Source organism: Limnochordia bacterium (assembly GCA_023230925.1).
Lineage (GTDB): Bacteria > Bacillota > Limnochordia > DUMW01 > DUMW01 > JALNWK01.
This window is the reverse complement of sequence record JALNWK010000004.1, coordinates 1-26,028: the sequence shown is the minus strand read 5'-3', so window position 1 is coordinate 26,028 and position 26,028 is coordinate 1. Positions and strand designations below refer to the sequence as shown.

Here is a 26,028-nt window from a genome sequence, read left to right as displayed (position 1 = left end):
TAGGAGGTCACGTGGATGAAATACTTGTCTGCGTTCAAAGCAGTAGCTTTCCTGATGCTTTTTGCGATAAGCACTGTATTTGCCTTTAGCGAAGGAGAAATAAGTATGGTTAGGATTTCCACAGATGATCTATCTATTGAGATTTGTCCCGGCAATGGGTCACTGCAGCAATTGCATCTATTTGGTCAGGAGTGTACTTTGCTAGAGGAAGCCAGTTTTGGCTTTAGTGTTACCGATGCCGTGGCAAATAGGCGTCATGAGGTTGGATTTCCTATGATCGAGTCACAGGGACAATGGGTACAGAAGGGTGTGGTACCGGAACTTGATCTGCAAATGAAGGCTACCTATAAACAGTGCGAAGGATATATGAGGGTTCATGGTGTAGTTGAGGATCTATCCAACTCCGATCGGGTCCTAGTAGTGGCGTTTACCATACCCGTTGATGCCTCTAATTGGCAGTGGGCAGATGATATCAACGTTAGCCGCAAGATCGTTCAACACAGGGTCTACGAAAATGTGGCTAACCTAGCCTCCCATCCGATGAACATCTATCCGTTTAGTGCCATATATTGCGATGCATATGGGCTAGCCATGGGGGTTCCCTTGAATCAGCCCCGTCTATTTCGGATTCGCTATGACAACACCGGATATACCATCAGTTTTACGCTGGCACTCTCCCCGGATACCTCCAATTTCCCCCGCCAAGCGGAATTTGAGTTTGTGATTTATGCTTTTCCAGCCCAATGGGGGATGCGGGCTGCGGCCCAACGGTACTATGATGCTTTTCCTGAGCATTTTAACCGGCGGGTAGAAGAGGCGGGAAACTGGGTCTTTTGCCAGGACTATCGGCAGGTGCCCGCCTTGGGGGATTTCCGTTTGAAATTCAACGAAACCCCGATGGATTACCAGATGGATCTCGTACAGAACATAGTTTCCTTTCGTTATACAGCACCCTCGGAAAAATGGCTAGGCTGGCCGGATCGGGAAAGAGAGCCCGAACCTAGCAAAGAGGAGTTCCTGGCCCTTTTGGAGCGATCACTTAGTGCACCAGATGATGTCATTGACTATGACCATAAGATCCTACCCTTAAACTATGTGGCCCGCGCGATCACAAATTCAGGGATTTACGATTCCAATGGGGAGCTAATGCCGATTGGTTGGTACGCATATGGGCCCATGGTAGACTTTGTGGTCAACTCTGATCCGCATCTGCCATCACCCAATTTTTTTGAAACTCAAGTGCAGCATGTCCGTCATGCAGAAAAGGAAGCAACTCAAAGTGGGGGCACCCTTAAAGGGATCTACATTGATAACTTGGATTGGGCTGGCGGCCTAATCAACTACCGCAAGGAGCATTTTACCACAGCCCGAGATCCATTAATCTGGGACAGTAGGAAACGTACCGGGCAACTGTTAGCTTTCACCCAGCATCAATACGTTACCGAGATGGCAAACCTAGCCAAGGAGGAAGACAAGATTTTGTTGGGAAACGTTATCTATCCGGAACGAGGCTTATTCTATGTTCATGCTTTGGATGTACCTGGCGGAGAGGTGGGCACCGGCTTTGGTACGTCCGACCGGGATTTCGCAATCCGCAGGACATTAGCCTATCAGAAACCATGGACTTTACTCCTTACAGAAAATCTAGCCTATGGGAGAACATCCTCTTGGGACTATGCCCAGAGGGAAAAGCTCCTTCAGCTAAGCATGTTTTACGGCATTTTCACCAACGTCTTAGGACTACATCCCACCCAGTCAGACTGGGCAGCTTATCGACCCCTGTTTAAGAAATACATGCCAGTTATTTGTGCCCTAGATCGGGCTGGCTGGTTCCCAGTTACGTGGGCTAGTGCAGCCACATCTGAAGTTCAACTGGAACGATATGGGGATTTCCGGTCCAATGCCGGATACTTCACCTTACGGAACACGAAAGAAGACCCTTGTACTACACAGATAGCTATTGATCTAAAAGGAATTGGTTTGCTGCAAGAAGAATCGGTGTTCGTCTTCGATTTGCTAAAAGGCGTCTACGTAGATGCTCTGGTGGATGAAACGGCTAGGCGTTTAGATATTGAATTTGCCTTTGCTGGGAACCAAGTTACCGCATGGCTTGTGGGGACAAAGTTGGGTATCTGGAATGAAAGCCGGCGGGAGCTCCTCATTCAGGCACATAGAGCCAAAAGTGCGGCGACTACTCTCCGACATGTGACGGAGTTGACCACTGGCCTGGAACGTTTGGTCAAATTGCTGGAAGATGATGTTGAAACCTCCGTAGATATATCTTGTCATTTGCAGGGCATTGCCCAGATGGCCCAAGAGCTAAAAAAACCAGTCTTGCTGGAATTGGATCGATTGCGGAACCAGTTTTTCAGGGAACATTTAAGCGGTGAGCTCCTGCAACCCTTGGAGACGATTACGGAGTTCATTGAAAGGATCTCCATGTAGAGATTGAAGCCCTGTTCTAAGCATCAACAGGGCTTTATAAAATAACCAGCCGGTTCAAAAACGCCTCCTAAGTGGCTCAAACGCCAGTGCCTGCGTCTAAGACTCTAAGCAGTAGCACGGAGTAATCCTAAACTAGCACAAAGACATATCCTTACTGGTCCTTCGAGCCTATCTGTCTTTCAAAGATCATGTGTCTCTTACTTATTCGTAATAGGGGTTTACACGAGTATCTTTGCAGTCTTGTCGTATCTGCGCTATCAAACTACCAAAAAACAAAATACGATGGGAAACGACCCACAAATTGGTGGGACAATCCCATGAAAGTGCGTGTGACTGGTCTTTGCTTACCTCGCCAGATGGTCTGAAACATGCCAGTAGGCAGGGACTGGAGTGATGGTAAAAGTTGCACCGCGATGAGTTCCAAATAGAGGAGAATCTGGATCGAATATCGAATATAAATATATGGTACAGTTCCACTGATACGGTGGCAAAGTTGCATAACGTTTTGCTTACCATGTAACGGGGAGCGGATTTATTGATGAAAAAGGTGACTTTAAAAGATATTGCTCGCAAGCTGAATATCTCATCCTCGACGGTTTCCAGAGCGATGCATAATGACCGCGTTTCTCCTGAGACAAGGGAGCGGGTGCTGAAAACGGCTCGGGAGCTAGGATATTTTGCTCAGCAGGCAAAAACGTCAATGGATATCATGTTCTTGACCACGAAGAGCACCGAGCATTACATATCTTTCGGTAGTAATTTCTACGGACCGGTTTTGCAAAACATCCAGAGAACCTGTCAACAGGCTGGTTACCGATTGGTGACTTGCGCTATTGAGGATAAGAGAAGTATGCAATCGATGGAACTGCCTAGCGGCGAAGGGGTTGCTGGGTTCATCGTTGTTGGTTGGCCAGAGGATGATCTGCTGGATTATTTAGAAAGTCTGAATACGTCGGTGGTGATGATGGACAATTACTATGAGCATCGGGCGCTTAATTGTATTGCTACAGATAATATTGTTGGTGCGTACGCGGCAACTAGGCACCTTCTGGACTTGGGCCATCGGCGAATCGCTTGTATTGGTGCAAGCCAACTGAGCACAAGCTTGATGGAACGAGTTGCCGGCTACGGCAGAGCTATGGAAGAGGCTGGTTTACCCACGCTTATCTACAATGGGATTGGTCAAGCAGAGGATGGACGCCGCTTGTCCAAAAGAGCGATAGAAGAACGGGATGTAACAGCATTATTCTGCGTCACAGATGAGACAGGCGTGGGAAGTCTCAAGGGGATCCATGAGTTATCACTATCGGTCCCCGATGACGTATCTGTTGTCTCCTTTGATAATACCGATTTAGTGCAGTATTGCATTCCACCGCTTACAGCCGTTAGTGTGGATCGTGATGCGATGGGTCGTTTGGCAGCTCGCCGGGTTCTTGAGTTGATCCGTCAAGAAGAACTATCCGTGCAGAAAACCCGTATAGGAACCGAGCTGATTGTAAGGGAGTCTACCATTGGATTGTCTAGATCAAGAGCGTCCTGTGAATGAAGACAACTCAATCAGATCATAGAAGAAAGTAAGGACAAGAGAGGATGATTTAGCAAGATCATGATTAGAAACGGGGTGATGAATGAGCAGTAGGCACATATAGATCTTAGAACGGGATTATGTTTTCTAGGCTAATACGGGGGTGAATAACTTGAGGAAACAGATGATACTGATGTTTATCATCACAGTCTTATTGTGTTCGCTTGATTCCTTTGCGGAGCCTGTAACATTACAGTTGATGTGGTGGTCCACCGAAGGATCCCAGGAGCATGATCTTAACTTAGAGATTCTTGAGCTCTTTGAGGAATTAAACCCAGATGTACGGGTAGAAGTCATCTTTGCGGATTGGAATTCCTATGCGGATAAGGTTTGGATGTTGATGGCAACCGGTGAAGCGCCGGATCTGCTTTGGATCAAGAAAGAAGACCTTTTTGATTTTGCCATGGGGGGGATGCTTGAGGATCTAGGTCCATTTATAGAAAAGGACTCCGAGTTTGATGCGAGTAATTACTTACCCGCGGTGTTGGAAACCTGTCAGATCCTTGGCAGACAATATGGCTTACTCCGGGACGTATATGCCCACTCGATCTTCTATAACGTGGATCGGTTTGAGGAAAGTGGAATTGCTGCTCCCCAGGTGGGATGGACCTACCAAGACCTACTGGGAATATCCAAAAAACTCACTGACTTAGATGCTAAACGGTTTGGTATGGGTAATCTCGAGTTTAACAAAGACAGCATTATTGCCTCTTACGGTGGGCGCTGGATGAATGAAGATCAAACAGAGTTCCTTCTCCATGAAATCGAGACTATCGATGCAATCTACTACATGCATGATTTTATATGGCTGCATCATGCCCAGCCCCAACCGGGTGAATTGAACGATTGGTGGGAGCCCCAGTGGCAGGCAGGTGAAGTGGCTATGCAATGGACAGGACCATGGACGTGGGCTGGTTATACCCGGGATGTCAGATTCAGATGGGACGTGACACCGCCACCGGCAGGTCCAGCGGGTACCTATACCAGCTTAGGCGGAATGCCAATTGGGATCAGTTCGTACACCGAGCATCCGCAGGAAGCATGGGAACTTTTGAAATTCCTTACCTACGAGGAACCTGCCCAAACCCTGCAGGTACTCTTTGGGATCGCTAGTCCTGTTGTGACCTATCCAGAGACCTTGGCTGCTTTCCACCGCAGTCAGTCCCGGCCAAAGAGTATTGATCATTACTTGCTATCTTTGATGAGTGGTCAATTAGTCAAACCATGCTTACCAGACAAAGTGGAGCGAATCATCGCAGAGGCCTTTACCGACATATTCAATAGCCGTAAGGCTCCCGAACAGACCTTAGCCGAAGCAGAACGGGTGGCAATGTTCGAGTTTAACAAGATTATCCAGGAATCCCAGAACAAAGACGTAGGCAATACCGAACAATAGTAAAGGAGGGGCTAGAATGTTGCGAGCTTGGGGAAAAGTAGCTATTAGCTTAGTTGTAGTATTGTTATTTGCAGGTATGTTCATATCCCCTTCAACCTTGGCGGAAGGGGTAGAGGAGGTCTTGGTGCAAGACTTCTCTGCCTCGTGGGCCCAAGCGGGCTGGCCTGATGCAAACTCCGATGAAGAGGGAGTGGGCTATCAACCGGCGGTTGTGCCCGACGGGGGACCGGAAGGAGAGGTTGCTGTTCGTGCAAGCTTTCTTTTCAAAGAAGGTGGTTATTCCCAGGGTGTCATGGAACGAATGTGTGATGCGGATTGGCGGGGTTTTGAGTTTCTTGAGATGGATGTGTATCTCGAGGAAGAGCTGCCCAATGTAGATGTTCAGGCCAAGCTAATCCTGTTTCCCGAGGGCCGTTGGACCGAGGCAAGCGATCTCGGAACAGTAACACTCCAGCCAGGCCAGTGGGTTACCATTACCGCACCTCTAAGCGGTGAAATGACCAAAGCCTATTGGGGCGGCGATGGACTAACTGTTGAGGATATTCAAAACATTAAGGGAGTTGCGGTTAAGTTATTTGCTGCTCCAGTTCCCAGTGGAGCAAAGCCCATTAATATTCGTCTGTCCAACGGACGGATTTCAAGAACCAGTGAAGTAGAAGCTCAGGCAAGTCTTGAGCACCGTTCCATTGACGACTTTGACAGTGCGATAAAATGGGGCCAGGCCGACTGGGCTTGTGCCAACAAAGACGCAGAAGGACTACCCTTTCGGCCCAGGGTTAACCCCAGTGGTGCACCCGATGGAGGTTCTGCCCTCACAACCCAGTTTCTTTTCAAAGAAGGGGCATATTCCCAAGGGGTTATAGACCGGCAGCTCTTTGAAGACTGGCGGGGTTGGCAGACACTTCAGGTGGATATTTACCTGGACCAAAATGCTACCCACGAGGTATTCGCGAAGATGATCCTATTCCCATCGGGCAGGTGGACCGAGGCCGATGATATGGGAGCAGTCACCCTACGTCCCGGGGAGTGGGTGACTTTTTCGGTGCCCCTTATCGATGCGCCCGAGGGGTATTGGGGGAGCAAAAGGATTTCTGAGGAGGACTTACAGAGTATGGCCGGCTGGGCGGTCAAGGTATTTAGCATAGATGTGCCCGGTGGGTTAAGGCCCGTTGAAGTGCGATTGGCCAATGCTCAGTTAATTGGAGTACCGAAAACAAAGGAGCATGTCGAACGTCCCATCGCGAACTTCACTGATGTTGCCAAGTGGAGCCAAGCCGATTGGGCGCCTGCCAATAGGGATCCGGATGGAAAACCCTATAAGGTTATGTTTGATGCGTCCAAGAAGGGACCCCAGGATGAGCCTGCGGTATATACTCACTTTGCTTTTAAGGAAGAAGGTTACTCCCAAGGAATTGTGGACATGCAGGTGTTTGAGGATTGGCGAGGCTGGGACTACTTTGAAGTAGATTTGTATCTCGAGGATGTAGATACTGGGATTCAGATTAAGGCCAAACCGGTTCTGTTTCCCTCCGGTCGTTGGACGGAGGCCGCTGATATGGGTGCAATTGTCCTACAACCTGGCGAATGGGTAACATTAAAGGTACCCATTGGTGATGGTGCTCCCGAGGGGCTATGGGGACAACTGGATCAAGCTGACCTAGAAAGCATGACTGCCTGGGCCATGAAAGTCTTTGCGACAAACGTGCCCCAGGGAGTACCACCGGTAGAAGTGCGCATTGTTAATCCAAGGCTTACCGGGGAGATTGGAGGTCAAAGGGCGGTGGAGCATAGCGTTGTTGGCGTCGATACCTACGAGCCAAAGGCGTCTTTAAGCAGTGTTGGTACCTTCGGTTCCTTTGGTAAGGGTACTGGTGTACTGCATACAGATTCTGAGGGATTACTTACGTTTAACATAACTAAGGACGCGCCAGTACAGACTCTGTACTGGCCCACATTTTACCCTGACGGTAGTAGTCTCGACCTAGGTTCTGTCGAACTTGCGGGAACACTAACGAAAACACCGAAAGTAACTGTGGCCGACTGGGTAACGGGTGTTGGTGAGGTATGTACTGAAGAAGATGGTGTTGAGGTAAACACCAAGATCATGATCTCCCGGGCCTTCCCAGCTGTCTTGTACCAGACCGAGGCCTCCAGTTGGAAATGGACCAACGGCCTGTCCTTAGACTATGTCGCCTATGTCGATCTTGAAGGACAGGTTGCTTCTGTGCAGAAAGATGAGACGTTACCCGGTTCCGCCCTTGGGGCGCCGTGGCTGCTGTTGTGGAATCACCCGGAGTCGGGCAGTGCGGATGTCTTACCCATGTTGATTCGCCTAGAAAGGCGCCCAACCCTGATCCAGATTACGGGTAAGGATGTGGTTTTCAGTTTTCCTGAAGCTGCAGGGAGCATTGGGGTGATGCCTCTTTATGGAATAATGCGGCAAGAGGGTGAAAAATGGTTAACTGGCATGCCAAAAGAGGCCCGGGAATTTGCCGATTTTTGGAGCAGGGCACTGGCTTGTTTTCCAAAGGCCTTAGAGGAAACTGCCGTGGTGGATGATGTTAACCGGGTGGTGACCATCACCAACAGTCTCCAGTATCACATGATGCAGGATGAATGGTCCACCGAACCTATTCAGATCGCACCGGTACCCCCGGTTGTAATGCTGGCGCAACGCTCAGGTTATCCAGTGAAGTGGATCGATGGGGCAATCATTGAAAGCAATGTTGGTACGTTTTTTGGTCCCTATGCGTATCGGCTCGGCGAAGAGCTAACCTACCAGATCCCCATACCAAGCAGTCGGGATCAGATGTTGGTGCCCATTAGTATAACTAATGATCCGGTACTGGAGAAACTTCAATCAGAGCTGATGGCGTATGTCTGGCAGTACTGCCCTGTGGAACCGAGAAAGTCGGATACGGAATATAACGGTTCTACGGCAAAAACCCTAGCTAATGTCTACCCACTGCTAGGAGGGAAGGAAAGGATATTGGCCCGAACCAGTCTACCTAGATTTTTCGATCCAACCTTTGCCAAGGAGAGCCTCCAGACTATCATTGATCCTACCAGCGGTCAGCAGTACGTCATGAGTAATAAGGTGTGGGTGGCCGAGGAACCCTTCGATCGGGAATGGTACAACGGAAGGCAGCTAGACTGGACGTGGGTATATGCTTACTTCTACGACGATGCTGTCTCAAAAGACCTGTGGAAGGAGATTCAGGGTCTATATGCATACTACCAGATCTTCTTCGATTGGGCCTGGTCTGGTACGTTGTCCAGTGTCTACGGTTTTACCAGTCTTTCCGATGGGATCTGCTTCGCCTATGAGGGCATGCTTGGTGCCGCCAGACTTGCGAAAATGGTCGGTGACGATCATCTATGGCAGGATGCCTCCTATCGGGCAGCGAAACAGGCTTTATCGATCTATGCCGCCTTTGATCTGCCCCAATGGATCAAGTCGGTGGATTACGCGGTGCAGCACGATTACACGGGAAAGCCGACCAGAAGACAAGCTAAGGACGATGTTCTAACAGAATTCGGTATCGATGGGTATTTCGAGTGGACTGGTGCGCAGACGCAGGATCCGCGGAGTCTGTGGTCGTCCACAAATTGGCTTTACTGGAATAACCCGGCCCAACTCCGCCTATATGCAGAACATCGCTTTGAGCAGATGTATGAGTGGGAGTTTGTCGGTATGCCGGGATATCATCCCAATTGGTATGATGCCAATGCCGTTAACGATTTCGATGGAAGGCATTATGGAAATGATTGGTCAGTGGCCCACGTCTTCGCCCGGGGCATCCTTTTCGGCGAAGAACCCCTACAGCTAAAATCACTGCTGGATCGTACGGGTTTTCTGCCGCACTTTTCCTTCTATGCAGCAGCCTTCCAATCGATTATTCAGGGGGCGATCCCTCAAGTATGGGCACCAGTAACATCGGCAAAAGTGAGTGAGAACCAGTGGGATGGTGTGAGACGAACCCTTACGACCAAACTAATTGGACTTGAAGATGGTCCCTGTTACTACGAGTGGACATGGAGAAACCCCTCTTCTAAAGAGCAAATACCCGGGCCCGAAAGAACACCGGCTGCTGTGTACGTCAACGGGACATCAGTACCGTTTGCTTCCATTGGTGGTGGCTTCTACCAAGTGGAGCTTGCCTTAGAACAGGATCGAGAGACCACCGTGGAGGTAGTGTTTGGCCAATAGGCCTTGACCCACTGGAGGGAGGTTGTTAGATTGTTAAGTAGTAGACTTCATCATATTTCCAGGAGTGAGTTTATGACGATTTTGCTACTCGGACTATTCGTGGTTTGTTTGGCTATGGTAAAGGCGGTTCCGGCCATGGCCCAAGGCCAGGTGCGGGCAGGGGAGTTTGTACGGATCTATGATCCTAGTGTTGGGGAGAAGGAACAGTGGTACATTAATGACCATTGCTTTGTGCAAGGTGTTGATGGGACGTGGCACCTTTTTGGCATTACCCACGAGGAGCCAGCTAACCCCTTGGACGAGAAGAACTTCGCCCATGCCACAGCTTCGACCCTTCTCCAACAACCCTGGGACAAGCAACCCTTTGCCCTAAGTGCCGACTGGGACAATTGGCGGGAGGTGCATCTGTGGGCACCCCATGTAGTTTACCATGATGGCCTATACTACATGTTTTACTGTGCCGGGGATCCTGATCATACCAAGTACAAGATTCACCTAGCTACATCGGAGGATCTGTGGCACTGGGAAAGACATCGGGCGAACCCTCTGGTAGTTGATGGTTTTGATGCCCGGGATCCCATGATTCTAAAAGTCGGTAATGAGTGGGTCATGTATTATACTGCTAATTCAAAGCCCTTTGGGGGGAACCATGTGGTGGCAGCGCGGACCAGTAAAGACCTGATCAACTGGGGTGAAAGAAGGATCGTCTTTACAGACCCAATGGAAGGAACCTACGGTGGTCCTACTGAGTCTCCCTTTGTGGTCCAGCGCAATGGATATTACTACCTGTTTATTGGACCCCGGGGTGGTTACGTGGGAACAGACGTGTTCAAAAGCAGAAACCCGTTTCATTGGGATCTAAAGGATCTGGTAGGTCATATCCCGGCCCACGCCTTAGAGGTGATTGTGGATAGTGATGGGAATTGGTATGTCAGTCGCTGTGGTTGGGGCCAAGGCGGGGTTGAACTTGCACCACTGTTTTGGGATGACTAGATTGTGAAGGAGTGATTTGGTGAATACGCGGATTGCCAAGTTTACCAAAGAGACAACACAGCAGCTTACTACTTTTGACTCTACGACGAGGCAAAAGACCATCTTTGTGCCAAAGGGTGAAACCAAAGTCATTGGAGAGGTGAAGGGCACTGGATATATTTCGAATATCTGGATAACCTTTCCTGGCTGGTTTTATCAGTGGTGGAATCCTCCCGCCCCAATTAGTCAGACAATACTTAAGACGTTAATCCTCCGGATTTATTGGGATGATGAAAAGCTACCTGCAGTGGAGGCTCCGGTAGGGGACTTTTTCGGTATTGGTCTTTGTGAGGTGGGTAATTTCGCCAATAGATACTTCGGTATGTCCAGTGGTGGCTTTTTCTGCAAGTTCCCCATGCCCTTCCAAAGGGGCTTTCGCATTGAAGTGGAGAACCGTGATCAGGTTGTGGATACGGATATATTTGCGAATGTGTTGTACCAACTGGATCCCGACCTAGATAGGGATCTTGGCTATTTCCATACCCATTTTTCCACGGGCAAGGGACTTACAGAAGCCTTCGAGATGTGTTCCATCGAAGGTAGGGGGCACTACGTTGGTTGTAGTCTGTCTATGCAAGGGGAGCAACTGAATAATCTCAGCTTCCTTGAGGCCCCTGAATATGTGTATATAGATAATGAAAAACAGCCGCGACTGGTAGGGACCGGACTGGAAGACTACTTCTGTGGAGGATGGTACTTCCGGGAGGGACCATTTATTGGACCTTTCCACGGGGTACCGATCAAAGACGCACTAAACTCTCTGATTGCTATGTATCGCATTCACGAAGCAGATAGGATTAGCTTTTCCCAGGGTCTGCGCTTTATGTTTAAGCATCCCTTTAAGGATTACAAGGATCGTTTCGCCTACTCTAGTGTAACCTACCTGTACCTTGAAGATCCCGCAGGAACAGGCAGAGGTTTACCTGGCCCAGAAGAGCTTCTCTGCTGGTATCGGGTGAGAAACACAGATCATCAGAGTATCCCTTAGTAGTTTAGGTGCCTAGATCAGAGTTGTTCTGGTCTAGGCACCTTACATGTTAGGACCATAACCTTGCTTTTTCCGTGAATGGGGAGTAGAATATACTTAGCTTCACATCCATCTTCAATTATGAATCCTGTCTAATCGTGCTAGGTACGATGGTAGTTTATGTGTAGCGCTGTTCCCCGGCCAGGCTTATCTTCTTTTCGACCCATCATATTATGGTGCTTGTGATTAATATTGAGGTTTGATAATAGGGGATACATAGGGGTTTATTAATCAAGATCAGGAGGGGATCGTCATGCAATGGCAGACTAGTACGAAATCTGCGGCGGTACTAGGGGTTCTGTTGGCATTCGGGCTGTTACTAAGTGGAATCCAACTAAAGGAAGCCGTTATGGTTTGGAAACGAGCGGATCGAGTGGTCAGTGTGAAGGGTTTGGCCGAACGCAATGTGAAGGTAGATCTGGTCTTGTGGCCCCTAAGCTATACCGTAAGCGCAGATAGTTTGGAAAACCTCCATGCCACATTGAGCACAACCGAAGGTAAGATTCGTGCCTTTTTGCTGCGTAGTGGCTTCGATGAGGATGAGATTAGCACCACCTCACCCGAGGTAGCAGATCAGTGGAGTATGTATTTTGGGGAGAACAAACCCGCCGAACGCTATCGTGCTGAAGCGGTGGTGTTGCTCCGTACATCTAGCGTCGATGAGGTTAAGGCAGTGATGAACACAACTGATGAACTAGTAAAAGACGGTGTTTTGCTATCCCGTAGTTATGAGCATCGCCCCCAATTTATCTTCACCGGACTTAATGAAATAAAGCCGGAGATGATTGCGGAGGCGACCAAAGATGCTCGCAGGGCCGCCATGCAGTTTGCGGAGGATTCGGGCAGCAAAATCGGGAAGATCCGCTCTGCGCAACAGGGATACTTCTCCATTGAGGATCTAGATAGCTATACCCCAGATATTAAGAAAATCCGTGTCGTTACTACTGTGGAGTACCTACTGTTGGATTAACCCTTTTTTGTGGTATTAGCTTTCCGTAGAGTTTGGCATGCAGGACACAGGAAGTGGTCGGCTGGTAAGAGTAGGTTCATAGAACGATCTAGTGCTGTGCAAGGAGCTGTATCGATTGGATACTCATTTTCGACTGCCAGCTGTGCCCCATGCATCTTGTGATCCATATGTTTCCGTAATAGTGCAGTGACCTCAATAGTGGTTCGTGCTGTGTCTGTGCTCTGCGGCGCGGAAGGATTGTTTAGTGATAGACCAACATGATTCTTGTTGGTCTATTATTGATCTCCTGGGTATCGTTACTACAAGTACTTCATTTAGCTAGCAGTGAAAGCGGTTTAGTGACCTGATGCAAAGCAGAACGATCTAGCTATTGACACCCAGAATTGGCCGTGATAAACTGAGTATATAAAGTTTATGTATATAGTGCATATCAACGGGGCTCTACTATGAGTGTTACGATGAAGGATATCGCCCAGAGGGCAAACGTATCGTTAAGTGCTGTTTCACAGGCGCTCAGAAATAAAGGGACCTTGGCACCTGAAACGCGGAAGAAGATCATTACCATTGCCGAGGAAATGGGCTATATGATCCAAGAGCCTGAGAAACAACTCCGCTTGGCAGTTGTGTGTACCGACGGTTCGATGTCCAGTAGTGAAATCTATAACGGTTTCTACGAAGGGGCGAAGAATGCGTTAGGGGATTCTATTTGCTTAGTTGCTGTTGCTCCAAGTCCAGATGCCTTTCCGATTAGTTCGATACTAGTTGGGGCCGAACGGATTGATGGAGTCATATTCTTCGGCGGCGAGGTAGACCATCCGATTTTGCAAGCCTTACTCCAATTAGATGTCAAATGCGTAGTCATAAACCGAGAAAGCTCAGATAAACGGGTCTCAACCGTTTCCTTAGATAATCACAACTCTTTCTATGAGGCAACATCGCACTTAATTGAACATGGACATACTGGTTTTGCATATGTGCATCTGGAACCGATGACCTCTTGGTCGCGACTGCGACTGGAAGGTTGCAGGGAAGCCATTGAAAAGAACAAGGGACAGCTACGGGTTATTGGTCTTAAGAAATACGCGGAACTAGAGAATAAAATCCGAGGAATTGCTGCAAGTACAACAGCAATGCTCGCGGAGAACGATCTAGTTGCGATTGAGATACTTAATGTGATTCGTGCTATGGGGATGCAAGTCCCTGGGGACTTTGCCATTTTTGGCTGTGATAATCTATCGATTGGTGCTAGCAGTAAACCAGCGATCAGCACAATCGATGTTCCGGCTTACAGAATAGGTGAGATTGCAGGCGTCTTGCTTAGGGATCTAGTTAATGGTGATACATCCTACGGTAATCTGATTGTTCCCGGACAACTGGTCCTTAAGGAGTCGTGTGGTTGTAGTTAGCAAAGCTTAAGTTATTGTTATTATGGAGAAGGGGAACAGGGTCCGGGGCATAACATCTGAAGAGTTAAACAATAGCAGGTGCTGTGCTAGTTGAGGTTTACAATATTGATAAGTCTGGCAACTACGAAGTGGTTGCTCCAGCAGGCGCAACAATGGAGACAGCTTGGCTAACTGTCTCATGGCGTACCACTCGTCTGTCCATGATCTGCTCAATCCTATCAACAGCAGCCCGACATGAGGATTTCAGAACAGCTTACAGCAGCAAACAGTCCATCGGTGCCGGACTGGCCTCGGTGCGGGTAATCCTAAGGCCTCATCTAATAAGAACACATACCTGCCTGTTTTAGTGGAGTAACGCTGGCTAATTGTGATCTGCTGTCCCAAACGCCCTTTTGTTAGGCTCCTTAACCTTGAATCGTTCACTCTCGTTTTGCAGCGGAATAGTATCATCTATAATCTATAAAGATGCGTAAATTTCTTAGTCATACCCCGTCCTCCCCGTGATTTGCATAATCTTATCATTCTAGGTATACTTCATGTCAGGTAGCTCCATTCGGTTAAGATTGTGAATAGCAAGGCCACACTTTATTTCTAATGCGAGGCACCATTATTTTCAAAGTTGAATTACAGGAATGCTCCTACCATGGTCTTTAGAGGTTAGATCGGTTTGGTGTTTTAAAGACATGTTGGTGGTCTTAACGGAATAATGTGTAGGGTAATATGTCCGCAGAATAGTGCGCAGTATTACAGGGGGAAATAGGATGGGCAGAAAAAGCCGAGCAAAACGGGAGAAACGAGCGAGAGAGGTACAGGACTACACTGACAAGAACGTAAGGCGACGTCTTGTTGAAGATGCTCATCGAAAAGGTGTGATTGATAGGGAAAAGGTAGATTTCAGGAGTTCTCCCTCTACCTTGCCTAAGTTGTCTGAGCGAGTGCTTCAGGTTGCGGAGATATTCACAAAGCGGACAAAAACGGACAGACATTGTCAGGTTATCATCGAGCTTGCCCTTGTTGCCTGGAACCTATCAGTACTACCGCCCAAGGCCCGACTCGATGCTATAAACAATCTTAGGAAGACGTCGCCCGAGATCTGGGTTCTTGTGCAGCCATTGCTCCAACGCAAGGAGCAGTTGTTCCCGGATGATAAAAGGGCAATTGTCTCCTATGAAATTTCCTGGGAAAACGATACCCTAAATTTGACGGTGCTCCATGCCGAGACCGGTCAGGACGAAGTGTCCGGCTAAACAAGGTCTGAGGATAAGACAGTCCCGTCAATGCTAGCGGAGGGTGTTCACCATATGGAGCAACAGGCGCCCTACACGTATGCGAAATATCCCAGACCCTCCCATGTGCTAAGCTGACAAGGACCGAACGCGGTGGGGTTGCACTGATGGGACAAAGTCGGTTTAACGAAGTTCTAAGCACTGCTTTACTGTCTTCCATTTCCTTTTGAGCCTTATTACACCTTTTAGTCAGCGACCGCACCATTCCCTCGGTTCTCCTTTCAGCAAACAAACATTTTAAGCGAATCTGGGCTTTGCGCAAAAAGGGTTTGGGAAAAAGGGTTTACCATATGCCGGATTGCCTTTGTGTGTTCGGTTTCATTGGTGTTTGGGTAAGTTGTGAATAAGATGTACAGTCAATGTTCGCCGCTTGACGGTTAACTCACTCCGGGATACAATATAGTTAACTTTACACAGATTGTGGAAGAAGTCGGCTGGAAAATTGAATAGTTTGCTTAACACTGCACATATGATAGTGTGTATGGATTTAAGATAAGACTGAGGGTACATAGTAACAGATAGGTCCTTTTACCATGCTTTCGTTAATCAAGGGTTGACTCAATTGGATTGATGCAAAGCCCCTTTAGTCTCCCTTGTTCGGTAAAGGCAAGAATGCTACTGATCCAGGCCGGATCTAAATCACTCAAAGACGATATGAGTATGGTGACAATGCTATTAGCTGGAGTACAGGGAACTCCGGCAGGAAGGAGAGATAAGGACGAACTAAAAGCTAGTAACATGTGGGAGTCGTGTATAGTACGGGTAGAAATGAAAGGAGCTATGCCAATGAAGCGTTTAGTCGGTTTGCATGTTGTCTGTTTGATTGTTCTGATGGTTGGGTTCGGCGTAGCGGCGGAGGAGATATACCTCACATTCACTGCCTGGGGTGGTTTGAGTCATCAGCTGGCATATCAGGATTTGGCGCAAGCTTTCAGTGACCAACACCCAAACATCTTTATTGAGTTTGTTCCCGACACTGGTGGCTATGTGGATAAGATGAAAGCGAGTGTCTTGGCTAATACAGGCCCGGATATCTATTTCACACAGGAAATGCAGACTGTGGGTTTTATCGATGAAGGATGGCTTATTTCGCTAAACGAGTACATAGCAAACTCCCCGGAACTCATCAGTCAGATTCATGAACCTTTGTTCAACTCCTTTACCTGGAAAGGCGTCATCGGATCTTTGCCCGTTGTAACCTTTGTCTCCATGTTCTACTATAACCCTGTTTTGTTCCAAGAAGCGGGGTTACCCCTTCCCGAATCTATATCTTGGGATGATCTTGTGAATCTCGGGAAAGTGTTGACGAAAAAAAGCAGTGATGGACATGTGATCCAATACGGGCATAGGGTCGAATACGAGCCAAACTTCTGCCTGTACTATCTCTGGCAAAATGGCGGGGGAATCCTGGACGAATCCTGCCGCAATTCTATACTTAACACCGATGCGACCCGGGGAGCGGTGGATTTCATCTATGATCTAGCGTGGCTCCATGAGATTATTCCAAAGCCCTGGGAGATGGGGGAATATCTCCTCGAATTGGGCAATCTAGCCATGTACACCCATGGTTCTTGGATGACGGGCTATTACGACGAATTGTTTGGCTTTAACGACTTTGACGCACTGCCCGTTCCAATAGGCAAATATGAGGTGAGTATGGCCTATCCAAATGGGTTTGGTATCTCAGCTGCATCGCCCCATCCCGATGAAGCTTGGGAGTTTTTGAAGTTTGCCAGTGGTCCCGAGGGACAGAGGATCCTTGCCGCAGCTGGGTTGGGTATACCAATCAATTCCGATCCCTCGGTGGCCGCAGTCTACCTCGAAGGTCGTACAATGAAACAGCGAAGGGCAGCTTTGGAAGCGGTTACTACAGCCCAGGCTCCCCGTGTGGTGCCCGGTATGCAAGACGATATTATTGCTCGGTATGTTTGGCCTCTTCTTGATCAGGTCTGGACAAACCAAAGACCAGTCACTCAGGTTCTCCAGGAACTAGATCGGCTTGTGCAGCAATACCTTGATCAGGTATATGCACGGTAGGAAATATTATGGAGGCGATAAATCGCCTCCATGAAAATCTCTGAAAGGGGCTTGGCAAGTGACAGAGAAATGGAGCAGGGAGAAAGCGTGGGATTGGTATCAGAGTCGGCCATGGATCGTGGGATGTAATTTCATACCTAGTACATGTATCAATGTAGTGGAAATCTGGCAGGAATACAACTTCGATGAGGTCATCAGAGTCATAGAACGAGAATTGGCTATCGCTGCTGCAACCGGCATCAATAGTGTACGTATGGTGCTGCCCTTCTTCGTGTGGAAGTATCAACGTGATGGATTTAAGACAAGGATGGAGCAATTCCTGGTCCTGGCCCACCGTCAGAACATAAGCATGCTACCGGTCTTCTTCGATGATTGTGGCTGTGGTCCAAAGGAGTCTTTCCGTGAACCACGCTTCGGTCCCCAGCCTGCTCCTTGGCCTGGTTCTCATGGGGGTGGTCGTCCGGCGTCCCGAGAGGTACAGGGAGCCCCTTGGCATCTTTTTGATGATCAGGCAAACTGGGGGGTACTTGAAGACTTCGTCAAAGATATGGTGGGTACCTTTGGACAAGATGAGCGAATTCTGGCTTGGGATATTTGGAATGAACCAGGCAATAGCGGTAGAAGAAGTGCGAGCAAAGAGGCGATGGAGGCCGTCTTTGGTTGGGCAAGGGAGATGCGGCCCATACAGCCACTTACCGCAGGGCCCTGGGAGTTTTACGGTGATTACTTTCAGCAACATCAGCCTGGGTACTTATCTGAAATAGAGGAGCGGGCTGTTGAGCTTTCCGACATTTTCTCCTTTCATTTCTATGGTGATCTTGTGCACACAAAACTGCTTATTGATGCTTTCAGAGTCTATGACCGGCCGATGCTTATTACCGAATGGCTCCATCGACCCTTTGGAAACCTTGTGGAGACCCATCTACCCCTTTTTGGGAAAGAACGAATCGGCTGTTTCCATTGGGGGCTTGTAAACGGCAAAACGCAAACCCACGAACCATGGGACTGGATCCGGGGTATGGATCTGGATTTTAGTCTATGGCAGCATGATCTTTACTTGGGCGACGGTACGCCCTACCGGGTAGAGGAAATCCACTTGTTTCAACAATTGACCGGTGTTGCAGATTCTGTTGGAGGCGATAGTAGTGAGGGAAGATTGTGACAACTGGAAAAGGAAGGTGGTTGTCTTGTTCTTGGCTTTGTTGTGTTTGATCGGGGGAGGTTGTGAGGGCACAGGTGCAGCAAAGGAACCCCTGTTGCCACCGGACTCCAAACCCGTACAGTTGCAGCAAGGGCAGAAGGTATTTCCCTATTACAATCCGGTTTACCCAGGTGATGGGCCGGATCCTGCGCTCCTTAGAGTAGGCGAGTACTTCTACACCGCGGTGACTGGCCAGCGGATCATGCGCTCCAAGGATATGATTCATTGGGAAACGGTAGGGACTATGTTCGCCAAGGGTTATCCTGCCTGGGTGGACTCCTTGGCGCCCCAGTTCATCTGGGCACCGGAGCTGCAGTTTATTAACAACCAATATGTCCTGTATTTTAGTGCCAAAGAACGGGGATATATGGAGCATAGGATGGGTATTGGAGCCGCTTGGTCGGACAAACCTGAAGGCCCATACACCGGTGTACCTACACCCTTAGCTTCGGGACCTGGTTATCGGGATATTGATCCTGCTGTTTTCCGTGACGATGACGGCACACTATACATCTATTGGGGTTCTCATCATGAGCCCATTCTTGTCCAGAAGCTAAGCTCTGATGGCCTTTCGTTGGTGGGGGAACCTAGCATTGCCCTTAATCCAGCGCCGCATATTCGCTATTCCCGTCTAGTGGAAGCTCCTTGGATCATCAAGCGTGGAGATTACTACTATCTGTTTTGGTCCGGAGATAACTACATCCCCGGAGAGTATGCCCTTAGTGTAGGGCGCTCGACTTCCCCTTTGGGCCCCTTCGAACGTTACTGGGGAAACCCCATTTTGCAGGGGGATCATCATTGGGCATCTCCCGGACATAATGCCCTAATCCAAGATGATGCGGGCCAAGACTGGTTGTTTTACCACGCGTATGACTGGACCGACACAACAATTGGGCGGATGCTACTTTTAGATCAGCTAATTTGGCAGGATGGGTGGCCCCATGTGGCAAACCGGACCCCGAGCACCAAGCCTATCACTGAAGGCCCCATTTGGAACAGTACCGCCATCCCAATCGTTGAGGTAGCTAGAGGTAAAGAAGCTTGGGCATCTTCAGAGCAAGAGCACCGGAGTGCCTCTTATGCCTTGGATGGGAGTACCCTCACCAGTTGGTTACCCCGGCAGGATGATCACACGCCTTGGATAATTATTGACCTAGGGAAGCCCTTCCGTGTGGGCAAGGTCGACCTGCGTTTTGGAAAAAGGGGTGATCATCGGTACCAGATCGAGACATCGCAAGATGGTACAAGCTGGTTCCTCTTTGCGGATCGTTTGCGGAGTGGGGCTTACCCTTATTCGGAAGTCAATGAAGCCACTGCCCGTTATGTCAGAATTCGATTAGCCAACACAGGGGAGGACGGGGCCTTACGTGAAGTGCGAGTTTATGCCTATCAGAATGTGTGGCTGGCAAGTCCCGCAAACCCAGGACCCATGCCTAGCCCAATTTCCATTGAACCTGTCATTGCCCCCGAAATGGCCGTGAAGGAAGTGCGGGTTACCTTAGATGCCATGGCGTTATACGAAGGTACCAAAGCCCCCGTAAGTAGCTTAAACACATCTTGGCTAGCAGATGGTGTACACCATCTGGTCCTTGAGGTTATAGATGAGCGGGATACCATCTGGCGCCATGCGGTTGGTATTACCGTAAAAAATGCGATGATTCTAGAGCCCCTGCAAGGATGTACCCTTTGGGGTGAAAGCATTATTAGACTCCATACTGGGGCTACATCTTCTATGATTAGAAATGCTACTGTGTCCTTGGTACCAATTGTCATGGGGGAGCCAAGGACCGAAGAGAGGGTAGTCGTATATGAAGCACCGGAGGTTTTAGGGGAACTAAATATTGATACACTACACTTAGCCGACGGTAGTTACCAGTTGGAGTTTGCAGTTACCACCCAGGAAGGTCACCAGTTCCGAGATACCCTGCGGGTGCTGATACGTAACTGGGAGACAGTCCATGATTTCTTCGACCCTCCGAAGAGTCTCGGGTGGTTCGGAACGGTTGACCAGAAGAAAACCATTGAGGAATCAATTGGCTGGGACTACGATACCACCCGACAGGAGTCTTTCTTTGGGGATGAGAGTCGACGGGTGTGGACAGGACAGGGCACAGGCCACTTGGTCTGGGAAATCCCAAGCTTAAGCAAATACAAGGTGACCGCCTACATACAGGATGTAGATATATCCGGTGTGGAAATAAGTACATCCCTTGATGGGCTCAACTGGACCCAGTTGGAGTCTGAACAGAGGGTAGTGGCGGATTCGTTAGATTGGCGCAAAATTGAGTTCGGTGGATCCTGCCAGGGCGCGGCCAAGTATTTTCGGGTTAGCCTAAGGGAAGGGCTGGATCAAGACAGGATCCAGCTAGGCCACGTGGAGCTGGTGTACCGCTCTGAGCCTCAATCCTAAACCTGTGGCATTTAGAAAAACCGGGAAGGAGGAAACAGTGCATGCACTGTTCTCGAGAACTTCTTTGCTTAGGGATTATCTGCTTACTGGTGGGGGGACATCATATGGCTGAGGCGGGGGGACTATATACTAATCCCTTTGATTTGGAAAATGAATGGACGAATTATGGGATCGGTGACCCATACATCCTGCGGTGGAACGGTCGGTACTATTTATATCCGAGTACGAATACTCACTATGGTGGCTCTATGGGCATTAGGACCTGGATTTCTCAGGACCTAATTAATTGGGATTATGCAGGCTATGCGACCACAGAACCGGTGACAAAGAACGCATTCGCTCCTGAAGTAGTCTACTGGAATGGCTTCTTCTATATGTACACATCACCTGACGGTCAAGGCCACTATGTACTGAAAAGTGATCGTCCCACGGGACCGTTTACTGTGCAGACAGATAACCTCGGTTTAACCATTGATGGCTCAGTTTTCATTGACGATGATGGTCGTTGGTACTTCACCCATGCGGGACATTTGGGGATCCGAGGACATCGTATGGCGGACCCTTATACTGTTGGGCCGGAACGGGTTCTAAACTCTAGCCTAGGTGGTTGGACCGAGGGCTCATATATTCTCAAACGTAATGACCTGTACTACCTGACCTATACAGGAAACCATCTGCTAAGTACCGGATACCGGGTGCATTACTCCGTGAGCGAAGAGGGTCCCCTAGGTCCTTATATCGTACCCGAGGATGACCTTATTCTGATCAGTACCAAGGAAGGCTTTAGTGGCCTCGGACACAGTGCCACAGTACTTGGTCCCGATCTTGATTCGTACTATATAGTCTACCATAGCATGCCCATACGTTTTGGTCCCCATTTGCGTAAGATGAATATTGATCGTCTAGCCTTTAACGGTAAGAAAATGATGGTTCTAGGACCGACCAACTACCCGCAGAAAGGACCTAAGCTGCCGGAGTTTTATACCTGGATAGATGAAGATGGCCTATCCCCACACTGGGTTGAAACAAAGTCGGGTGACTCGACACTACTTTTGAGCAGATCCAAAACCGGACCCGATTACACTGCAGAGTTCAATTTCGCCGTGACAGATAAAACAGCCGAAGGCTACATGGGGACTCTTTTCTCCTATATCGACGATCAGAACTTTGCCTGTGTATTACTTGATCTGCAAGAGAAAAGCTTAGAACTGCAGGTTACCAGACAAGGTCAACTAATGAGACTGGCTACCGCCTCCCTTTTTGAGGAGGTTGACCTAACACGTCTGCATACCCTGCGGGTAGTCAAGTATGGCGATAGGATGGAGATCTACTTTGACAATATGAGGCAATTTGCCCTAGACCTGAAGGGAGTCTTTGGGGGCAGTATTGGGTACATCTATGATCGCGTTGAACCTTTGTTGAGTTTCACCGCCTTCAGTTCTGAGGCTAAGGGCTCTAGTGATTATGATGTTCCTAAGCCCATACCAGGCACTATCCAAGGAGTCCATTACCGGAAGGATGGCTATTGTGTTCGTCAATCAGTAGATGATAATCCCCTGCGGTATCGGGATGGGACTAGGATCCATGAAGGAGAAAACGGCACTTATTCTGTCGAATTGGTCGATGAAGGGGATTGGCTTTCTTATAATATCAATTTGGAAGAAGAAGATACATATGGGGTTGCCTTGACGGTGCCGGTCGATAGTGAAGCCACCGTACAGATATGGGTAGATGATAGTCCGGTGCTAATCGGGGATGTAATCAACAAGGATGTTGCTAGTAAGGATGGTTGGGTTAAGGTTAGGGTAGGCACACTAGAGCTTCCGAAAGGGCTTCATACACTAAAAGTGCAATTGGTCGAAGGTCGCCTTAACCTGGAGTCTTTTGAGTTTTATCCGGTGATGACAGAACCATTCACTGCTTCTACCGGGCTTGGGGATGACTGGCAGTACTATGGTGAACTAGATTGGCAATCTAGCGAGCGAGGCTACGGTATTACACGTCCCAAGGAGATGATGGCAATTACTGGCGAGGAGGGGTGGACCGACTACCGAGTCGAAGTTGATCTATACGTTGACGGGCAAATCTATCCCGGAGAGGCTGGGCTTGTTGTCCGGGCAACTCATCCTTCCTATTTCCAAGGACAAGTCAAAGATGCAGTGATTGGTTACTACGTGGCCTTTAATGGAAGATCTATATCCTTAAAAAAACTAAGGTATAACTCACAGACCCTAGCCCAGGTTAATACCCAAGACATAGTCGCCTCCAGACATCATCTAGCCGTTGAAGTGGTGGGTAGTACCATCAAGGTGTACTGGGACGGTTCCCAGCAGCCCATAATTGAGTACACTGATCCTAACGGGTTGTTGCATGGTGCCGTTGGCCTACGAACTAATACCCCAGCGATCTACTTCAAGGACTTTGCGTTAACCTGCCTATCCAGTCTAGTATATGGTCAAGTCCAAATCGGAGATCACACTCTATGGATTAGTCCCACCCGTCAGAAATATGAGGTGAAACTACCCTTTGGTGTGGTTGATCCGCCGACTGTTATGGTCGTGCCCCAGGACGCGTTGCTGGCTGAGGTTAAACTTGATTCTAATTTAACGATAGAAGTGCGCCAGCCCCAGAAGGTGCCTGGGGAAGGTAGGCTTAGCGTGCTACAAGAGGATGGGATAGAGATTTATGCAGCCCCGATAGTCCTTTCTAAAGTGACTACACCTACAGTGGGGGTGCGATTAAAGGACAATGAGGTTCTTTCCCAAGGCTGGGCGGGCAGTTTTAGTGGTCTTATGCCAATAGAAATACAGGTGAATGGGCCGGACTCATTAATTACCGGGGTCAGTGTAACCCTTGCCCGGGTGGAACTAGGTGAGGTGGGGGAAGGGCAGGTAATCTACCAAGGGGATGCTACTCCTAAGGACCTGATTTTAGACACCCCCGATTATGATGATGGAACGTATGAACTGACCAGTGATGTAGTGTCCATTTATGATACCAATACCAAGATTACAGTCCGGTTTGCCATTAAGAACTGGCGAGAGTTAGTCGATGACCTAGAAGCCCCGAAAGCTGGATGGTTCGGAATGGAAAGTCGTAAGAAAACCATAGAAGAAACAGCCGGTTGGGTCTACGCCACGGACACTCCCGAACTATTCTTTGGCGATCAGAATCGCTTGGTTCGGGTAGATAATACCACCGAGTCGCTGATCTGGGATACACCAGGGCTGCAGGAGTTCTTCGTAACAGTGTATACAAAGGATGACTCCTGCATGGACACAATTAAGGTAGCCGTTTCAGTAGACGGTCAGCAATGGGTATCTGTGGATTATGAGGTGACCGATAGGATAGATTCTTCCGTTTGGACCAAGATAGACCTAGTTGGTCGTGTCCCAAGCTCCCTAACCGCAAACTACTTTAGACTCACCTTTGAGGAAAGCCTAGGTCGGGTGGACGCACTTCAATTGGGTAGGGTGGGTCTGCGATCTTTGGTGAGGGAATAGGGACTGTGAGTGTCCTAAGTAATTTGGGCCATCCTTCGAAGTTGGTACATCGACGGATGGCCCGTTATCCTCTACAATCTAAGAAAAAATCAGACAGTTTATCTGCGGAAAGGAATATCACGATATGTTCCTCAAGTTAGCAAAAACGACGTGGATCTAGGCTGTGGGTACCAACAGATGAGCTCATTTGTTGTCGTGTGAAGGAGGCTGGTGAACAGTATGGGTGATCGTTCGGCGCCACTTGGCAAGATGCGCCATGTTCAAAAAGAGCAAACTAGTTCAAAACCTGGCTTGTGAATGCTAGACATGTTTGGTAAACTGGTCACAGTTGCTATCGTGCGGAATGAAAAACAGGATCATCTGATGTGGCGAATGCTAAGTAAATCACATGTCGAGGGAGCACCTTCCTCCGAAACACTAGCTCAACAGCTTAAGGAAAGCCCAAGTTCTGGTATGTGCACTGAGAAAGGACGAGCTTGGGATGTTGGGCTTAGCCTCCCTGTCTGATAAAAAACCAGAACATCGTACAAGTGTGAAAGACTAGGGACTGGTGCAGTAATAGAGTATACACTAAGACTAGAGAGCGAGGGGTTGGGTTTCGATGACGTATCGACCTTTAATACTAGTGCTAGTTTCGCTATTCCTCTGTGTTACATTTGTTCTTGGCACAGAAGTAGTAGCTGTAATGGGGGTGCCCGAGGTGGTGGATCCAAAACATAAACCTGGTTGGCGACTCACCTTTGAAGACGACTTTGAGGGTGACAGAATTGATCTAACAAAATGGTCCTATCTACCCAATTGGAAACGGCACGATGGATATTGGTCACCCGAAGAAGCCTTTTTAGATGGCGAAGGTCATCTCATTATTCAAGTAAACGAGCGGGAGGGTACCTATTATTCCGGAGCGGTGGCTACCCGAGACAGATTTGAGCAAGCCTATGGCTACTACGAGATACGCTGCCAATTACCCAAAGAAGAGGGATTTTGGACTGCCTTTTGGTTAATGACCGACGGGGTGCAGCAACTAGGAAATGAAGGGCGGGATGGAACAGAGATCGACATCTTCGAATCCCCCTTCTCTAAAGAGGACCGCATTCAACATGCCCTTCACTGGGATGGCTACGGGCCAGAACACCGAAGCGCTGGGTATGCTCCTTACATAAAGGGCATTTATGAAGGATTTCACACCTTTGCTCTAGAGTGGAACGTGGATGAGTACATCTTCTATGTTGACGGTAAGGAAACCTGGCGAACGTCTGCCGGGGGCGTATCTCAAGTTCCGTCGTATCTGAAAATAACCGCAGAGGTAGGGCCGTGGGGTGGGGATATTCGGAGGGCTACATTACCGGCACAATTAGTTGTAGATTACGTACGTGTCTACGAAAGAGTGCATGAGGTTAATACTACAGCGCAAGACAACTATGTAGAATGTTAAGATCCTGTTGTTGTAGTTGGTTCCTAGCCTTAAGTTTCTCTATCTTGGTCTTGCGATGCGAGCAATAGGCGGTATAATTACGCTT

The 26,028-nt window shown here is 48.7% G+C and carries 15 protein-coding genes; all 15 read left to right on the top strand.

What is annotated here, in order from left to right; all coding sequences use genetic code 11:
- The first annotated feature begins 15 nt into the window (after positions 1–15).
- The 15 genes from M0Q40_01285 to M0Q40_01215 all read left to right on the top strand — a co-directional run bounded on the left by M0Q40_01285 (position 16) and on the right by M0Q40_01215 (position 25,943).
- A complete protein-coding gene (locus M0Q40_01285) occupies positions 16–2,445 on the top strand; it encodes a hypothetical protein (GenBank protein MCK9221252.1) in 2,430 nt (809 codons plus the stop codon).
- Positions 2,446–2,983: 538 nt separating this feature from the next.
- Complete coding sequence (locus M0Q40_01280; GenBank protein MCK9221251.1) at positions 2,984–3,991, top strand: LacI family transcriptional regulator; 1,008 nt, start codon at positions 2,984–2,986, stop codon at positions 3,989–3,991.
- A 151-nt stretch (positions 3,992–4,142) separates the two neighbouring features.
- Complete coding sequence (locus M0Q40_01275; protein MCK9221250.1) at positions 4,143–5,426, top strand: sugar ABC transporter substrate-binding protein; 1,284 nt, start codon at positions 4,143–4,145, stop codon at positions 5,424–5,426.
- Between the two features lie 16 nt (positions 5,427–5,442).
- Positions 5,443–9,636: a hypothetical protein gene (locus tag M0Q40_01270; GenBank protein MCK9221249.1), complete on the top strand. Its 4,194-nt coding sequence runs from the start codon at positions 5,443–5,445 to the stop codon at positions 9,634–9,636.
- Positions 9,637–9,666: 30 nt separating this feature from the next.
- Positions 9,667–10,629 carry a family 43 glycosylhydrolase gene (locus M0Q40_01265; protein ID MCK9221248.1) on the top strand — a complete coding sequence of 321 codons (963 nt, stop codon included), beginning with the start codon at positions 9,667–9,669 and terminating at the stop codon, positions 10,627–10,629.
- A 19-nt stretch (positions 10,630–10,648) separates the two neighbouring features.
- Complete coding sequence (locus M0Q40_01260) at positions 10,649–11,656, top strand: DUF2961 domain-containing protein (GenBank protein ID MCK9221247.1); 1,008 nt, start codon at positions 10,649–10,651, stop codon at positions 11,654–11,656.
- A 292-nt stretch (positions 11,657–11,948) separates the two neighbouring features.
- Positions 11,949–12,665 (top strand): SIMPL domain-containing protein, encoded by a 717-nt coding sequence (locus M0Q40_01255; protein ID MCK9221246.1) that lies wholly within the window; start codon positions 11,949–11,951, stop codon positions 12,663–12,665.
- Positions 12,666–13,111: 446 nt separating this feature from the next.
- Positions 13,112–14,071, top strand: a complete 960-nt coding sequence (locus M0Q40_01250; protein MCK9221245.1) for a LacI family transcriptional regulator — start codon at positions 13,112–13,114, stop codon at positions 14,069–14,071.
- Positions 14,072–14,154: 83 nt separating this feature from the next.
- Positions 14,155–14,418, top strand: coding sequence for a hypothetical protein (locus tag M0Q40_01245; GenBank protein ID MCK9221244.1), 264 nt, complete (start codon positions 14,155–14,157; stop codon positions 14,416–14,418).
- A gap of 414 nt (positions 14,419–14,832) precedes the next feature.
- A complete protein-coding gene (locus M0Q40_01240) occupies positions 14,833–15,318 on the top strand; it encodes a hypothetical protein (GenBank protein ID MCK9221243.1) in 486 nt (161 codons plus the stop codon).
- Positions 15,319–16,143: 825 nt separating this feature from the next.
- On the top strand, positions 16,144–17,394 hold the full coding sequence (locus M0Q40_01235) for a sugar ABC transporter substrate-binding protein (GenBank protein MCK9221242.1): 1,251 nt from the start codon (positions 16,144–16,146) through the stop codon (positions 17,392–17,394).
- Positions 17,395–17,452: 58 nt separating this feature from the next.
- A complete protein-coding gene (locus M0Q40_01230; protein MCK9221241.1) occupies positions 17,453–18,556 on the top strand; it encodes a hypothetical protein in 1,104 nt (367 codons plus the stop codon).
- The gene (locus M0Q40_01225; GenBank protein MCK9221240.1) at positions 18,540–21,005 is read left to right on the top strand and encodes a family 43 glycosylhydrolase; all 2,466 of its coding nucleotides are present in this window, start codon (positions 18,540–18,542) and stop codon (positions 21,003–21,005) included. The genes M0Q40_01230 and M0Q40_01225 overlap by 17 nt, the downstream gene beginning before the upstream one ends.
- Before the next feature lie 41 nt (positions 21,006–21,046).
- A complete protein-coding gene (locus M0Q40_01220; protein ID MCK9221239.1) occupies positions 21,047–24,508 on the top strand; it encodes a family 43 glycosylhydrolase in 3,462 nt (1,153 codons plus the stop codon).
- Between the two features lie 601 nt (positions 24,509–25,109).
- On the top strand, positions 25,110–25,943 hold the full coding sequence (locus M0Q40_01215; GenBank protein ID MCK9221238.1) for a glycoside hydrolase family 16 protein: 834 nt from the start codon (positions 25,110–25,112) through the stop codon (positions 25,941–25,943).
- Positions 25,944–26,028: the final 85 nt, after the last annotated feature.

Bases quoted from the DNA above. Each gene is read 5' to 3' on its own strand.
- M0Q40_01285 (MCK9221252.1), top strand. From the start codon at position 16: ATGAAATACTTGTCTGCGTTCAAAGCAGTAGCTTTCCTGATGCTTTTT.
- M0Q40_01280 (MCK9221251.1), top strand. From the start codon at position 2,984: ATGAAAAAGGTGACTTTAAAAGATATTGCTCGCAAGCTGAATATCTCA.
- M0Q40_01270 (MCK9221249.1), top strand. From the start codon at position 5,443: ATGTTGCGAGCTTGGGGAAAAGTAGCTATTAGCTTAGTTGTAGTATTG.
- M0Q40_01255 (MCK9221246.1), top strand. From the start codon at position 11,949: ATGCAATGGCAGACTAGTACGAAATCTGCGGCGGTACTAGGGGTTCTG.
- M0Q40_01250 (MCK9221245.1), top strand. From the start codon at position 13,112: ATGAGTGTTACGATGAAGGATATCGCCCAGAGGGCAAACGTATCGTTA.
- M0Q40_01240 (MCK9221243.1), top strand. From the start codon at position 14,833: ATGGGCAGAAAAAGCCGAGCAAAACGGGAGAAACGAGCGAGAGAGGTA.
- M0Q40_01235 (MCK9221242.1), top strand. From the start codon at position 16,144: ATGAAGCGTTTAGTCGGTTTGCATGTTGTCTGTTTGATTGTTCTGATG.
- M0Q40_01220 (MCK9221239.1), top strand. From the start codon at position 21,047: ATGCACTGTTCTCGAGAACTTCTTTGCTTAGGGATTATCTGCTTACTG.
- M0Q40_01215 (MCK9221238.1), top strand. From the start codon at position 25,110: ATGACGTATCGACCTTTAATACTAGTGCTAGTTTCGCTATTCCTCTGT.